We start from the raw sequence: 13,875 nt of genomic DNA, 5'->3' as shown, positions 1-13,875 counted from the left end.
GTCGGTGCCGAGGGCCTGGTTGATGTCGACCGTCTTGAGGTTGTCGTTGAGCTTGAAGTACAGGTAGCCCGCGCCGGTGCCGCCGAGCACGACGATCCCCGCGGCGGTCCAGGCCGTCACCGTCAGCGCCCTGCGCCTCCCGGTGGGGGGCCTGCGCCGGCGGCCCTTCGTGCGGCCTCTGGAGCTCGTGGGGCCGGTATCCCCCGGTATGGCCGGGTCCGGCGTGCTCTGGGCGGACATGTGCTCCTCAAATCCGGTTTACGGTCGGTTACCCACAATCGTCACTCGCATGGTCAGACGGGGGAACTCGGGAAAGGGTTGCACAGGGTCCGACGGCGGCCGTGATCCTGTGGCAAAGGTCTCGCCGGTACGGCGAAGGGCCGCCCCCGTGCGGGAGCGGCCCCTCAGTGCCTGTGCGCGTGACCTCAGTCGCCGTTGCCCGGCGCCGGGGTCGTCTTCTGGATCTGCATCAGGAACTCGATGTTCGACTTGGTCTGCTTCATCTTGTCGAGAAGCAGCTCGATCGCCTGCTGCTGGTCGAGCGCGTGCAGCACCCGGCGGAGCTTCCAGACGATGGCCAGCTCCTCGTTGCCGAGCAGGATCTCCTCCTTGCGGGTGCCGGACGCGTCGACGTCCACCGCGGGGAAGATGCGCTTGTCGGCGAGCTTCCGGTCGAGCTTGAGCTCCATGTTGCCGGTGCCCTTGAACTCCTCGAAGATCACCTCGTCCATGCGGGACCCGGTGTCCACCAGGGCGGTGGCGAGGATGGTCAGCGAGCCGCCGTCCTCGATGTTGCGGGCCGCACCGAAGAAGCGCTTCGGCGGGTAGAGGGCCGTGGAGTCGACACCACCGGACAGGATGCGGCCGGAGGCCGGGGCGGCCAGGTTGTAGGCACGGCCCAGACGGGTGATCGAGTCCAGCAGGACGACCACGTCGTGGCCCAGCTCCACGAGGCGCTTGGCGCGCTCGATGGCGAGCTCGGCGACCGTGGTGTGGTCCTCGGCCGGGCGGTCGAAGGTCGAGGAGATGACCTCGCCCTTGACCGACCGCTGCATGTCGGTGACCTCTTCCGGACGCTCGTCGACGAGGACGACCATCAGGTGGCACTCGGGGTTGTTGTGCGTGATCGCGTTGGCGATCGCCTGCATGATCATGGTCTTGCCGGTCTTCGGCGGGGCCACGATCAGGCCGCGCTGGCCCTTGCCGATCGGCGAGACGAGGTCGATGATCCGCGTCGTCAGCACGCCCGGGTCGGTCTCCAGGCGGAGCCGGTCCTGCGGGTACAGCGGCGTCAGCTTGTTGAACTCCGGCCGCCCGCGGCCGTGTTCGGGCGCCATGCCGTTGACGGAGTCCAGGCGCACCAGCGCGTTGAACTTCTCACGGCGCTCGCCCTCCTTGGGCTGGCGCACGGCGCCGGTGATGTGGTCGCCCTTGCGCAGGCCGTTCTTGCGGACCTGGGCGAGGGAGACGTACACGTCGTTGGGACCGGGCAGGTAGCCGGACGTACGGATGAAGGCGTAGTTGTCGAGGATGTCGAGGATGCCCGCGACCGGGATCAGGACGTCGTCCTCGGCGATCTGCGGCTCCTGCACGTCGTCGCGGCCCCGGCGGCCACGGCGGTCCCGGTAGCGGCCGCGGCGGCCACGGCGGCCGCCCTCGAAGTCGTCGTCGTCCTGCGGGCCGCTGTTGCGGTCCTGACGGCCGCCGCCCTGCTGCTGGTTCTGCTGCTGGCGCTGGCCGCCCTGGCCCTGCTGGTCGTCGCCCTTGCCCCGGCGGTCGCGGTCACGGTCGCGGTCACGGTCACGGCCGCGCTCACGGCGGTCGCGGCGGCGGCCCTCGCCGCCGTCACCGGCGTCGCCCTTGCCCTCGCCCTGCTGCTGCGGCTGGGCGGGGGTCTCCGCCTTGGGCTCGCTCTTGGCCTCGGCGGCGACGGTCTCGGCGCCGCCCGCCGGGGAGCCGGCCTCGGCGGTCGCACGGCGCCGGCGGCGCTCGGCGGGAGCGTCGTCGCTGGCGGGCTGGCCGGGGATCTCGATCTGCTGCTGGGCCACGGCCTTGTCGGCGCCGGCCTCGGCCGCCTTCTTCTCGGCGGCCTCGTCGCCCGTGCGGGCGCGGGAGGTGGTGCGGCGCTTCGGCTTGGTCTCGGTGGCGGCGTCGGCCTTCGCCGGGGCGGCGCCCCCACCGGCCTGCGCCTCCTTGATGACCTCGATCAGCTGGCTCTTGCGCATACGCGCGGTGCCCCTGATGCCGAGGCCGGATGCGACCTGCTGCAGCTCGGCCAGCACCATGCCCTCGAGGCCGGTACCGCGGCGCCGCCGGGAGCCGGCACCGGTGGCAGGCGCGGAGGCGTCCGTGGCGGGCGCGGCAGCGGTCTCCTCGACACGTGCGCCCATCAGATCGGTGGTGTCGCTCACGAAGGGTCCTTCCCTGGAGCGGACGTCGGCCTGTCTGGCTCGGCGACCGGTTGTGCTGTCCGGCGTTGGCCCTTGCTGTGTGGACCGTGCCGGGGCGGTGGTCCGCCAAAGCGGCGGAAGAGATTTCTGGTGATTGGCGCTTCCCCGACGATCCGTGGCACCGAGTGTCACAGTGTCACGTGGTCTGGTAGCACCGATTCCGGAGCGTGCCCGGTGGACCGCTCAGTGTCCGCGTACGACGTACTGCCCAGGTACGACGTCCACCACACAGTGCGGCTTGGGGGGCTCCCGGAAGAATGTCTGTCCCGGACGGGGACACGAAGCACCTCGCCATGGTGGGGTCGGGTGCAGACTTGAGATTAACACTACCGGATCCAACAAACATTCCCCCTCTCGAAATCCGGTAATCGCGTGTCAGCCCGCGAGAGGCAGCACGCTTGCTCCCTGCAGATCGAGGCTCAGCCGGTTGGCGGCCCATTCGGCGCCCGCCAGTTGTTCGACCTTGTCGGCGGTGCCCGCGTCGGCCAGGGCCATGACCGTGGGTCCGGCGCCGGAGATGACCGCGGGGATTCCGTCCGCCCGCAGCCGCTCCACCAGCGCCGCGCTCTCCGGCATGGCCGGGGCGCGGTACTCCTGGTGCAGACGGTCCTCGGTGGCGGGCAGCAGCAGCTCGGGGCGCCGGGTGAGGGCCTCTACGAGCAGGGCGGCGCGGCCCGCGTTGACGGCGGCGTCGACGTGCGGAACGGTGCGCGGGAGCAGGCCGCGCGCGGTCTCGGTGAGGACCGGCTTTCCGGGCACGAAAACCACCGGAACGATGGAATCGGAGGGCTCCATCCTGATGGCGCGGGCGGCGCCCGCCTCCATCCAGGACAGGGTGAATCCGCCCAGCAGGCAGGCCGCCACGTTGTCCGGGTGGCCCTCGATCTCCGTGGCCAGCTCGAGCAGTGCGGTGTCGTCGAAGCGGGCCTCGCCGCCTATCGTCACGGCGCGCGCGGCGACGATGCCGGCGCAGATGGCCGCGGAGGAGGAGCCGAGGCCGCGGCCGTGCGGGATGCGGTTCGCGCAGACGATCTCCAGGCCGCGGGGCTGGCCGCCCAGCACGTCGAAGGCGGTGCGCAGCGCGCGTACCAGCAGGTGCTTCTCGTCGCGCGGCAGCGTCTCGCTGCCCTCACCCGCGATGTCGATGTGCAGACCGGAGTCGGCCACCCGGACGACCACGTCGTCGTAGAGCCCCAGCGCGAGGCCGAGGGCGTCGAAGCCCGGGCCGAGGTTGGCGCTGGTGGCGGGGACGCGCACCCGGACGGCGGCGGCGCGGAACGCTGGACCGGCCATCGCTCGTTGACTCTCCTTGAGCTGCGTGACGGTCGAATGGATTCGACTGACGTTGATGTTCGAGTGGGGGTTTTCGACAGGGGGTTTTCGACAGGGTCGGGGATTCCCGGGCCGTGCCGCACGGACGACGGCACCACACCGCGTGCGAAGGCATATGCGGCGGGCGGGTTCCCTACAGACTATCGAAGGAAGGTTCTGTGGCGACATAGGGCGCACAGGAGGCGCACGATGCGTGTCGAAAGCCCCCCGTGCCCCCTCTCCCTGCGGGTCCCTTCGGGGAGACGCGGGGGGTGGGGCCGAGGTTGCCCACCGGGGCGGGTGACTCGCCGGGCGGCGGGCGGCAGTCTGGGGCCGGGGGGGCGGCCTGGCGGGGCCGAGGTCAGGCTGGTGGTCCGATGACCTGGGCCGGAGTGCCCGGACGGCCCCCGAGGAGCGGGTCGGGCGGACACCGCCGCGTGAGGTGCCGTCCCGCTGGACGGCCGCCCGCGCGCCGACGAGAAACCGTCACGCCGGGCACCGGCCCACGAGCCACCGCCCCACGCAGCCCTGCCCCCGCGAACCACTCCACGTACCCCACCCTGCGAGTGGGGCCCACGCGGCGGACATGCGGGCGCCACCGCCCCCGGGTGGGCCGCCCGCGCCCACAAGGAGCACCGTCCGGGCCACCGCGACCCGCCCCGCGAGGGGCACCGCAAGTCCCCTACGCCAGGCCGAGCCGCTCCGCGGCCGTTGCCGCGTCGACCGGGACCGTTACCGGCTGGGGGGCGCCGGCGACGGCCCAGTCGGGGTCCTTGAGGCCGTTGCCGGTGACGGTGCACACGATCCGCTGCCCCGGGTCGACCTTGCCCTGCTCGGCGGCCTTCAGCAGCCCGGCCACCGACGCGGCGGACGCCGGCTCGACGAAGACACCCTCCTGCGCCGCCAACAGCCGGTAGGCGCGCAGGATCTCACGGTCCGTCACCTCGTCGATGACACCGCCGGACTCGTCACGCGCCGCCAGCGCGTACGTCCAGGAGGCCGGGTTCCCGATCCGGATCGCGGTGGCGATGGTCGACGGGTCCTTGACCACCTCACCCCGCACGATCGGCGCGCTCCCCGAAGCCTGGAAGCCCCACATCCGCGGAGTCCGCTCGGCCACACCGTCGGCCGCGTACTCCTTGTAACCCTTCCAGTAGGCAGTGATGTTGCCCGCGTTGCCGACCGGCAGCACATGGATGTCGGGCGCGTCCCCGAGCATGTCGACGATCTCGAACGCGGCGGTCTTCTGCCCCTCGATACGCACCGGATTGACCGAATTCACCAGCGCCACAGGGTAGTTGTCGCTGAGCGCGCGGGCGAGCGTGAGGCAGTCGTCGAAGTTGCCGTCGACCTGGAGGATCTTGGCGCCGTGCACCAGAGCCTGCCCCATCTTGCCCAGCGCGATCTTCCCCTGCGGCACGAGCACCGCGGACACCATGCCGGCCCGAACGCCGTACGCGGCCGCGGAGGCGGAGGTGTTGCCGGTGGAGGCGCAGATGACCGCCTTCGCCCCCTCCTCCTTGGCCTTGCTGATCGCCATGGTCATGCCCCGGTCCTTGAAGGACCCGGTCGGATTCGCACCCTCGACCTTGAGGTGGACCTCGCAGCCGGTGCGCTCGGAGAGCACCTGCGCGGGCACGAGGGGCGTACCGCCCTCACGGAGCGTCACGACCGGCGTGCTCTCGGACACCGGCAGCCGGTCCCGGTACTCCTCGATGATTCCGCGCCACTGGTGGGTCATTGCTGCTTACTCTCCTTCAACCCGCATGATGCTGGCCACACCCCGCACGGTGTCGAGGCTGCGCAGCGCCTCGACGGTGCCGTTGAGGGCGGCGTCGGACGCTCGGTGGGTGACGACGACGAGGGAGGCCTCGCCGTCCTTGCCCTGCTGGCGAACAGTGTCGATGGACACCCCGTGCTCGGCGAACACGGTGGCGACCTGGGCGAGCACGCCCGGTTTGTCGGCGACGTCCAGGCTGATGTGGTAGCGCGTGACGACGTCGCCCATCGGCGAGACGGGCAGTGCGGCGTACGCCGACTCGCCGGGCCCGGTGGCCCCGCTCAGCCGGTTGCGGCACACGGCGACGAGATCGCCGAGCACGGCCGAGGCGGTGGGCGAGCCGCCCGCGCCGGGACCGTAGAACATGAGCTGCCCGGCCGCGTCCGACTCGACGAACACGGCGTTGTACGCACCGCGCACCGAGGCCAGCGGATGGCTGAGCGGGATCATCGCGGGGTGCACGCGCGCGGTGACGGAGGCCCCGTCGGCCGCCCGCTCGCAGATGGCGAGCAGCTTGATGGTGCAGCCCATCTCCTTGGCGGAGGCGAAGTCGGCGGCGGTGACCTCGGTCATGCCCTCGCGGTAGACGTCGTCGAGGCGTACCCGCGTGTGGAAGGCGATCCCGGCGAGGATGGCGGCCTTGGCGGCGGCGTCGAAGCCCTCCACGTCGGCGGTCGGGTCGGCCTCGGCGTACCCGAGCGCGGTGGCCTCGTCGAGGGCCTCCTGGTAGCCCGCGCCGGTGGAGTCCATCTTGTCGAGGATGAAGTTCGTCGTCCCGTTGACGATGCCGAGGACGCGGTTGACCTTGTCGCCGGCGAGGGACTCGCGCAGCGGCCGGATCAGCGGGATGGCGCCGGCGACGGCGGCCTCGTAGTACAGGTCCTTGCCGTTCTCCTCCGCCGCCGCGTGCAGGGCGGCCCCGTCCTGGGCGAGGAGGGCCTTGTTGGCGGAGACGACGGAGGCGCCGTGCTCGAAGGCGGTGGTGATGAGCGTCCGGGCGGGCTCGATCCCGCCGATCACCTCGACCACGACGTCGATGTCCCCCCGTTTGACGAGGGCGGTGGCGTCGGTGGTGACGAGGGCCGGGTCGATGCCCTCGCGCACCTTGCCGGGCCGCCGCACGGCGACCCCGGCGAGCTCCACCGGGGCCCCGATCCTGGCGGCGAGGTCGTCGGCGTGCGTCGTCATGATGCGCGCCACCTCTGAGCCGACAACCCCACAGCCCAGCAGCGCCACCTTCAGCGGACGCGTACGCATCATCCGACCTCGTTTCCTCATACCGTCTACGGTTGGACCAGTCTCACTCACAGCACCGCAGTTTCTGCCCTTTGTCCGGATCGTGAGACGTTTATTTCATTTTCGCCGGACCGAAAGCCGAAGATCTTCCGGCACCCCCGTCGGCTCCCTCGGCCGCCGGCTTTCTCACCCGACATCGAGTCGGAGAAGGTCTTCCTCCGTCTCCCGCCGCACGATCACCCGCGCCGCGCCGTCCGCGACCGCGACGACCGGCGGACGCAGCGCGTGGTTGTAGTTGCTGGCCATGGACCGGCAGTACGCGCCGGTGGCCGGCACGGCGATGAGATCGCCGGGCGCCAGGTCGGCCGGCAGGAACGCGTCCTTCACCACGATGTCCCCGCTCTCGCAGTGCTTGCCGACGACACGCACGAGCATCGGCGCGGCGTCGGAGGTGCGGGAGACGAGCGCCACGGTGTACTCGGCGTCGTAGAGCGCGGTGCGGATGTTGTCGGACATCCCGCCGTCGACGGAGACGTACGTCCGCAGGCCCTCGAGCGGCTTGACCGTCCCGACCTCGTACAGCGTGAACGCGGTCGGACCGACGATGGCGCGCCCGGGCTCGACGGAGATGCGCGGGGTGCGCAGCCGCGCGGCCTCGCACTCCCTGGTCACGATCTCGGTCAGCGCCTTGGCGATCTCGTGCGGCTCGCGGGGGTCGTCGTCGCTGGTGTACGCGATGCCGAGGCCGCCCCCGAGGTCGATCTCGGGCAGCTCGACGCCGTGCTCGTCGCGGATCTCCCGGAGCAGCCCGACCACCCGGTGCGCGGCGACCTCGAAGCCCGACATGTCGAAGATCTGCGACCCGATGTGGCTGTGGATGCCGATGAGCTCGAGCCCGTCGAGCCGCAGCGCCCGCCGCACGGCCTCCGCGGCCTGCCCCCCGGCCAGCGGGATGCCGAACTTCTGGTCCTCGTGGGCGGTGGCGATGAACTCGTGGGTGTGCGCCTCGACGCCGACGGTGATACGGATCTGCACCGGCTGCCGCTTGCCGAGCGACTCGGCGATGTGCGCGACCCGGACGATCTCCTGGAAGGAGTCGAGCACGATCCGGCCGACCCCGGCCTCGACGGCCCGGCGGATCTCGGCCTCGGACTTGTTGTTGCCGTGGAAGGCGATCCGCTCGGGGGGCATCCCGGCGGAGAGCGCGGTGGCGAGCTCGGTGCCGGAGCAGACGTCGAGGTTGAGCCCCTCCTCGTCGAGCCACCGCACGACGGCACGGGAGAGGAAGGCCTTGCCGGCGTAGAAGACGTCGGCGTCGGCCCCGAAGGCGTCCCGCCAGGACCGGGCACGCGCCCGGAAGTCGGCCTCGTCGAGTACGTACGCCGGCGTCCCGAACTCCTCGGCGAGCCGGGTGACGGGGATGCCCCCGACGTTGAGGACCCCGTCCCCGTCACGGCCGACGGTCCGGGCCCACACCTTGGGGTCGAGGGCGTTGAGGTCGGCGGGCGGGGCGGAGTAGTGCCCCTCGGGCAGGACATCGGCGTGACGGGGCCCGGCGGGGTGTGCGGAACGGCTCATGTCGGTCTGTCTCTCTGGCTTTCTCAGAGGTGGTCAGGGGCGTCGATGCCGAGCAGGGACAGGCCACCGGCCAGCACCGTCCCGGCGGCTTCGGCGAGGGCCAGCCGGGCGCGGTGGGCGGCCGAGGGTTTCTCCTCCCCTACCGGGAGCACGCCGGCGAGGAAGGGCGTCACGGCATCGGCGACACCGACGAGGTGCCGCGCGAGCACATCAGGAGCGCGGAGCCCGGCCGCGCGGCCGAGGATCCGGGGGTAATCGGCGAGCAGCCCGAGCAGCGCCTCGGCCTCCGCCCCGCTGAGGCCCCCCGGCTCGGCGTGGAAGCCGAGATCGGCGGCGTTGCGCGTCAGCGCGCGGGTCCGGGCGTGGGCGTACCGCACACGGAAGAGGGGATTGCTCTCCCGCTGGAGAAGATGCGGATCGGCGGAGATTCGAGGCCGATCACGCCCGGCGGGCAACAGGAGGGCCCACCTCCCGGCATCGCGCCCGAGGGGGAGCGGGTCGGCGGGGGCGGGCACGGGCCGGACAGTGACGGTGACGGTGTCGGTGCCGGGTGGCACGGTGGACGCACCGTGGGAGTCGAGGCGAGCGCCGAAGACGTCCCCCCAGGCAGCCGAAGGCTCCCCGGCACAACTGGTACTCACGGCCGCACCCTGGGCCCGGAGCAACCGCGCAAGGACATCGGCGACGACGACGGCCCGGACCTCACAGGCGGCGCGGAGGTGAACGACGTGCGACGTGGACGCTGAGCCGCCGACTTCAACGCCCCCATGGTCGACGCACCCGTAGGCCGCCCCACTCCGCAGAATCCGCTCAACGAGAACAGCGGCGTGTGTGTCACCGCCCCGGAGGCTGATGTTGAGGAACCCGGGCCCGGTGACGGAGACGTCGTCGATGCCATCGGCCCGAAGAAGATGACCACGCAGCACGTGGGCGACCCGAAGGGCGGGCTGCCCGGCCGGCCGCGCCAGCTGAAGGGCGACGTTACTGGCGTAGTCACCGCACCCCCCGGGGCGGGGCGGCGTCACCACGACCCGCTCCGGTACGGCGACGCTCAGCTCCCCCGAGTCGACAGCCCGACGCACCGCGCGCCGCACGGTACGGGAGAGCTCGACGGGGGTCACGGGACAAGCGTAGGGGAGGAGGGGGGTGGGTGAGCGAGCGGGTTTGCCCCGCCTCTCACTATCCGGACAGCCCCTGAGACACCACGCGCGGCGCTGTCGGCCCACGACCAGGACGGCCCGGAAGGTGTACGGACTACTGCAACCCGGCCCGCTCGGCCTCCCCGGAAGCCCCGAAGGAACGCGACTGGCCACCCTGAGCCGCAGCACGAGCCGCGGCCCGCCGCACGGCCCCACCGGCGATCAACTGCCGGACGATCCGGACGAGTTCGGCCGGCTCGAAGGGCTTGGCGAGGAAGGCGTCGACACCGACGTCGAGGCCGGCCTCGAACTCGTACTGGGTGCAGGCGCTGACGATGGCGAGCGGAAGATCGCGGGTACGGGGGTCGGCACGCAGCCGGGCGGCGGTGCGGAGCCCGTCGAGCCGGGGCATGACGACGTCGAGGGTGATGGCATCGGGCCGCACTTGATGCACGACATCAAGACACTCGGCACCATCGGCCGCGGTCACGACCTCGAGACCCTCGAGCTCGAGATTGACCCTGATCAACTGCCGGATCACCTTGTTGTCGTCCACAACAAGCACCCGGCCCGGAGCGGCTGGCACAACTCGAGAGTAGGTCGCCCCCGGCCACCGCGTCCGGGTTTTCCCCACTTCCGCCCCGTGCGGGGTACACCTCCACACAAAGTAGACGCCACCGTCACTCGCGTCCGCACCGGGAAAACGTTCATGACCACCCCCACGGAGCTGGTAGTGTTCTACCCGTCGCCGCGCAGACACCCCGCGCCCGACGCGCCCCCGTAGCTCAGGGGATAGAGCAACGGCCTCCGGAGCCGTGTGCGCAGGTTCGAATCCTGCCGGGGGCACCCAGTATGAGGTGCCCAAAGACCCCGTCACCAGCGGAAACGCTGAGGCCGGGGTCTTCGCGTTTGTGCAGGCGTGTGCCGTGCGGAGCGGGCGTATGTCGGGGTCTGTGGACGAGGCGTGGACGGGATCTTGGCGCATCGCCGCAGGTGAGCCCCTGAAAGCGGCAAGGCTCCTGGCGGGATGCTTCGACACGGATTTACTTGCCGCGTTTGACGCGTCCTCGAATGGCGAGACCGAGCAGGACCGGTGCGGCGTACCGGGACGTCATCTCGATGTAGCCGCCGGCTGTGGTGAGGTCTTGGTCGCTCCCGAACGAACGCGCCCACCTCTTCGTCGACAGCCACGCCGACGGTTCGACTGGAGTGGCGGCGCCGCGGAGGAGGCTCACTAGGACCGGTCGGGTAGCGACCGGATTGTCAGACCCTGCTCCTAGGATCGGCAACCCAGCCTGCGAGGAGGAAAGTTGCCGCCGCGTTTAAGGGTCTGTGCTGAGCCATCCTGCGACCACGTCTACACCGCTACCAACCGATTTTGCACCCGGCATCGAATGCGGACCAGCACCTGCAAGGAGCCAGGCTGCGGGCGGGCCTTCACAGCGGCTGGCGGCCGGTACTGCTCACGGCATCGGTACCCAGAACGGGAGTGTGCTGTTGACGGATGCACCCACCGCTTCCGTGCATCGAACCGAATCTGCTCCGCATGCAGGAGCACCTTCCGGGAGTGCGCCTCTGACGGCTGCGACACCGTCTACAGAGGGAATGCTCTGCACTGCCGGGCCTGCTTGACTCCTGAGCGCACCTGCGCCGACCCGGACTGCCTGACAGTATTCAGGGGAACAACGCTGCTTTGCTGGGAGCACCGTGCCGTCGACCGGACCTGCGAGGCTGACGGCTGCGAGAACTCCTACCGCGGCACGACACTACTGTGTGTGTCATGCCGGACTGTTGAGCGGCAGTGCTCTAACGACGATTGCGAAACGGTGTACTGGGGAGATCGGACCCTGTGCAACAGCTGCCGGCAATCCGACCGGATCTGCCCCGACTGCGAAAGGGAATTTCGAGGTCGAACCACGCGATGCGGGCCGTGCTGGTGGGCGCAGATCCCTGTAGACGTGCGCGCGGCTATTAGTCGGGCAAGCGGGAATGCGTATCGGGCACGAAAGCTGGCCGCCCAGGTTGCCGGTCCGGTACCCGCCGCAGAGTATGAGCGAATCCGCGCCGAGGGCCCTTGCGTGTACTGCGGTGCAGCCGCGACCGAGGTCGATCATGTCCGACCACTGTCCACGCATGGTGGATGGGAGCACCCGTCAAACCTCGTCCCAGCGTGCCGGACGTGCAACGCCAGCAAGGGCGATCGTTTGCTGACCGAATGGGACCAGGCTCGGGTGTTCCATGCAGTGCGAGTATCAGAGAAGGTAGCCGTCGAGTATGAGTGTCAGCGTTTGGGACTCCTTACTGACAGTCCGAAAAAGGTCGCCCAGATCCACGAGCTTGCCCACTGAAAGTAGGCCCCAGCCAGTCCAACTGCAGCGTCAACACCGGTGGCGAATGTAGTCGCCGGCGCCCCGGTGGTGTCCTTCTTTCTCCGGACGAACCTCGGGGTAAAGGGCACGAATGAGGAGGGCCCCAGGCAACAGCCTGGGGCCTCGGTGAAGGCGCGAGTTGTCTCACTCGTATTCGCGGAGCAGGTCCTCGATACGCCGGTTGGCGACGTCTTGTCGTCCGTCGAGGCACTTCGCGTAGCGGGTCAGCAGGACCTCAACGCTGTTGCCGGCGCGCTCAGCAACCTCCGTGGGATCCACTCCGGCATTGAGCCACGTCGACAGCGCCGAGTGCCGAAGGTCGTACGGCCTACTCGCGAGCGGCGAGGCCGCGACGGCCGGCGGGAGCGCCAGGAGCCGAGCCTCCTGCCATACGCGGTAGTAGGTCGAGGACGGAACGACCGAGCCCTTCTCACTGAAGAAGAGTCGCCCGTCTTCCGCCGTGCCGAACGTGGCGAGGTGATCGTGGAGCACCGCGACGAGCTGGGGCGGAATGGGCACACGCCGAACATCCTCAGTCGGCCGATTCTTCAGCCCGCGGTCGTCGTGGGTCTCCCCCGAGTCGGTCCACTGCTTGCCGACCGAAGGACGAGTCCGGTGGAGCAGCGCCGACCCCCAGCCCTGCTCGGGCAGGACGAGGTCAGTCTCCACCAGGCCGACTGCCTCAGCAGGACGGAGCCCGCCGAAGTACATCGCCGCGAACAGTCCGACGAGACGCCGGCCGCGAGCACGCCGGTAGCCGCCCACGTAGGAGACTGCGGCCAGGAGATTGCGGGCCTGCTCCGGGTTGGCGACGACACGAGGGTCAACCTGGTTGGACACCTTCGGCTTCTGCCAGCGGACAGCCGTGATGGGGTTTTCACGCAGCTCCCCCAGGTCGACCGCGTAATTCGCGGCATTCACGAGCGTCCGGCGCTTACGCCGCACGGTCTCCGCCGCCGCCGCTGTCCCGTCGAGCTTGAGTTTCAACGAATCGAGCACCGCGCGAGCTGTGGCAGGTTCGGCAAGATCAGCAAGCGGTCGAGAAGCCTTGGACACCCAGTGCAGAACATTGCGTACGTCATCAGGGACTTCCCGGCCGTCAGGCCCAGGTAACACGAATGCCCAGTTACGGAGCGCTTTGCGGATCGCCTCGTCGGACGGCCGTCCGGCGCGCTCACCGAGGAGCTCCACGGTCACGCTGGTGAGCGACTCATTGATGCCATCCCGTGTGTTGGGAGCGGCGTGGGGCCATTTCATCGCGAGGTACTTGAGGGCGAAGTCGTACCACGACACGGCCGACTTCTTCTCTTCCATCGAGGCCGGGAGGCCGGACTCGGTGTCGAACTCTTCCCCGTCGCGCATCGCACGCATGAGCTTGGTCCGGTAATGATCGGCAAGCGCCTTGGTGCGGAAGGATTCCGAGAAGACGTTGCCCGCCACAGACCACCGGACACCGTACGAAGGCGTTTTGGTGTCCCGCTTACGGACGCCCCAGACCTTTACATCGAGGGACTTCACGCCGCCGCCTCCAGCTGTCGCAGCCACGTGGCGAAGTCGCTCCGCCAAACCCGGAGCTCTCCGTTCGGGAGCTTGAATGCAGCAGGACCCTGGCCAAGTTCGCGCCAGCGGTAGAAGGTCCGTCGAGAAACACCACCCAGCTCATCGAGCACCTGGCGGACGGTCATCAGCTCGTCGCGGCGGTGCTGGTCCATGTCGGTTCTCCTTCCGTGCCTGGGGCGGGTTCGAGTGAGGCGGCGAGCCAGGTTTCGCCATTGCTGAGGCCGGTGCCGGCGAACACCCAGTGGGCGAGTACGAGCGTGGTTTCACCGTTCTGGGGGACGGCCTGCCCGGCTTGCGCACGACGCCAGTCGGCGCGGGCGTCGCGGAGGGCGCCGAGGGTGGTGGAGTAGCGGCGGGACTTGGTGGAGAAGTGGCCGCGGAAGCCGAGCATGTGGGCCCACGACCGAAGCCGGAGGTCTGCTAACTCGGGTCGAGCGCCGAGGGACCAGGCA

11 protein-coding genes, 1 tRNA gene and 1 pseudogene are annotated in these 13,875 nt (G+C 70.0%); 2 read left to right on the top strand and 11 right to left on the bottom strand.

What is annotated here, in order from left to right:
* The 8 genes and pseudogenes from IE249_RS37405 to IE249_RS15575 form a co-directional block, all read right to left on the bottom strand.
* Nucleotides 1-240, bottom strand: a pseudogene (locus tag IE249_RS37405) (LCP family protein); the annotation flags it as partial.
* A 185-nt stretch (nucleotides 241-425) separates the two neighbouring features.
* A complete protein-coding gene (gene rho / locus IE249_RS15605; protein WP_189705415.1) occupies nucleotides 426-2,411 on the bottom strand; it encodes a transcription termination factor Rho in 1,986 nt (661 codons plus the stop codon).
* Nucleotides 2,412-2,825: 414 nt separating this feature from the next.
* Nucleotides 2,826-3,743, bottom strand: coding sequence for a homoserine kinase (thrB, locus tag IE249_RS15600; RefSeq protein ID WP_189705414.1), 918 nt, complete (start codon nucleotides 3,741-3,743; stop codon nucleotides 2,826-2,828).
* 700 nt (nucleotides 3,744-4,443) lie between these two features.
* Nucleotides 4,444-5,502: a threonine synthase gene (thrC, locus tag IE249_RS15595; protein WP_189705413.1), complete on the bottom strand. Its 1,059-nt coding sequence runs from the start codon at nucleotides 5,500-5,502 to the stop codon at nucleotides 4,444-4,446.
* 6 nt (nucleotides 5,503-5,508) lie between these two features.
* Nucleotides 5,509-6,798, bottom strand: a complete 1,290-nt coding sequence (locus IE249_RS15590; protein ID WP_189705498.1) for a homoserine dehydrogenase — start codon at nucleotides 6,796-6,798, stop codon at nucleotides 5,509-5,511.
* A 165-nt stretch (nucleotides 6,799-6,963) separates the two neighbouring features.
* Nucleotides 6,964-8,355 carry a diaminopimelate decarboxylase gene (gene lysA, locus IE249_RS15585; RefSeq protein WP_189705412.1) on the bottom strand — a complete coding sequence of 464 codons (1,392 nt, stop codon included), beginning with the start codon at nucleotides 8,353-8,355 and terminating at the stop codon, nucleotides 6,964-6,966.
* A gap of 23 nt (nucleotides 8,356-8,378) precedes the next feature.
* A complete protein-coding gene (gene nrtL, locus IE249_RS15580; protein ID WP_189705411.1) occupies nucleotides 8,379-9,476 on the bottom strand; it encodes an ArgS-related anticodon-binding protein NrtL in 1,098 nt (365 codons plus the stop codon).
* Between the two features lie 133 nt (nucleotides 9,477-9,609).
* Nucleotides 9,610-10,128, bottom strand: coding sequence for a response regulator (locus IE249_RS15575; RefSeq protein WP_189705410.1), 519 nt, complete (start codon nucleotides 10,126-10,128; stop codon nucleotides 9,610-9,612).
* 140 nt (nucleotides 10,129-10,268) lie between these two features.
* On the opposite strand from IE249_RS15575, the gene IE249_RS15570 reads away from it, so the two are divergent.
* Nucleotides 10,269-10,340: transfer RNA gene (locus tag IE249_RS15570), tRNA-Arg, on the top strand.
* Nucleotides 10,341-10,888: 548 nt separating this feature from the next.
* Complete coding sequence (locus IE249_RS15565) at nucleotides 10,889-11,842, top strand: HNH endonuclease (RefSeq protein WP_189705409.1); 954 nt, start codon at nucleotides 10,889-10,891, stop codon at nucleotides 11,840-11,842.
* Between the two features lie 165 nt (nucleotides 11,843-12,007).
* Here IE249_RS15565 and IE249_RS15560 read toward each other — a convergent pair whose 3' ends face one another.
* The 3 genes from IE249_RS15560 to IE249_RS37400 form a co-directional block, all read right to left on the bottom strand.
* Nucleotides 12,008-13,381 carry a tyrosine-type recombinase/integrase gene (locus tag IE249_RS15560; RefSeq protein WP_189705408.1) on the bottom strand — a complete coding sequence of 458 codons (1,374 nt, stop codon included), beginning with the start codon at nucleotides 13,379-13,381 and terminating at the stop codon, nucleotides 12,008-12,010.
* Nucleotides 13,378-13,548, bottom strand: coding sequence for a helix-turn-helix transcriptional regulator (locus IE249_RS15555; protein ID WP_181925608.1), 171 nt, complete (start codon nucleotides 13,546-13,548; stop codon nucleotides 13,378-13,380). Before IE249_RS15555 ends, IE249_RS15560 begins: the two co-directional genes overlap by 4 nt.
* Nucleotides 13,548-13,875: replication initiator (locus IE249_RS37400; RefSeq protein ID WP_373304392.1), on the bottom strand; the 328-nt coding region annotated here is incomplete at its 5' end. The genes IE249_RS15555 and IE249_RS37400, both read right to left, overlap by 1 nt.

The sequence above is a fragment of the Streptomyces anandii JCM 4720 genome (genome assembly GCF_014650655.1).
Lineage (GTDB): Bacteria > Actinomycetota > Actinomycetes > Streptomycetales > Streptomycetaceae > Streptomyces > Streptomyces anandii.
Note: the sequence above shows the minus strand (reverse complement) of the source record. Positions and strands in the feature narration are given on the sequence as shown.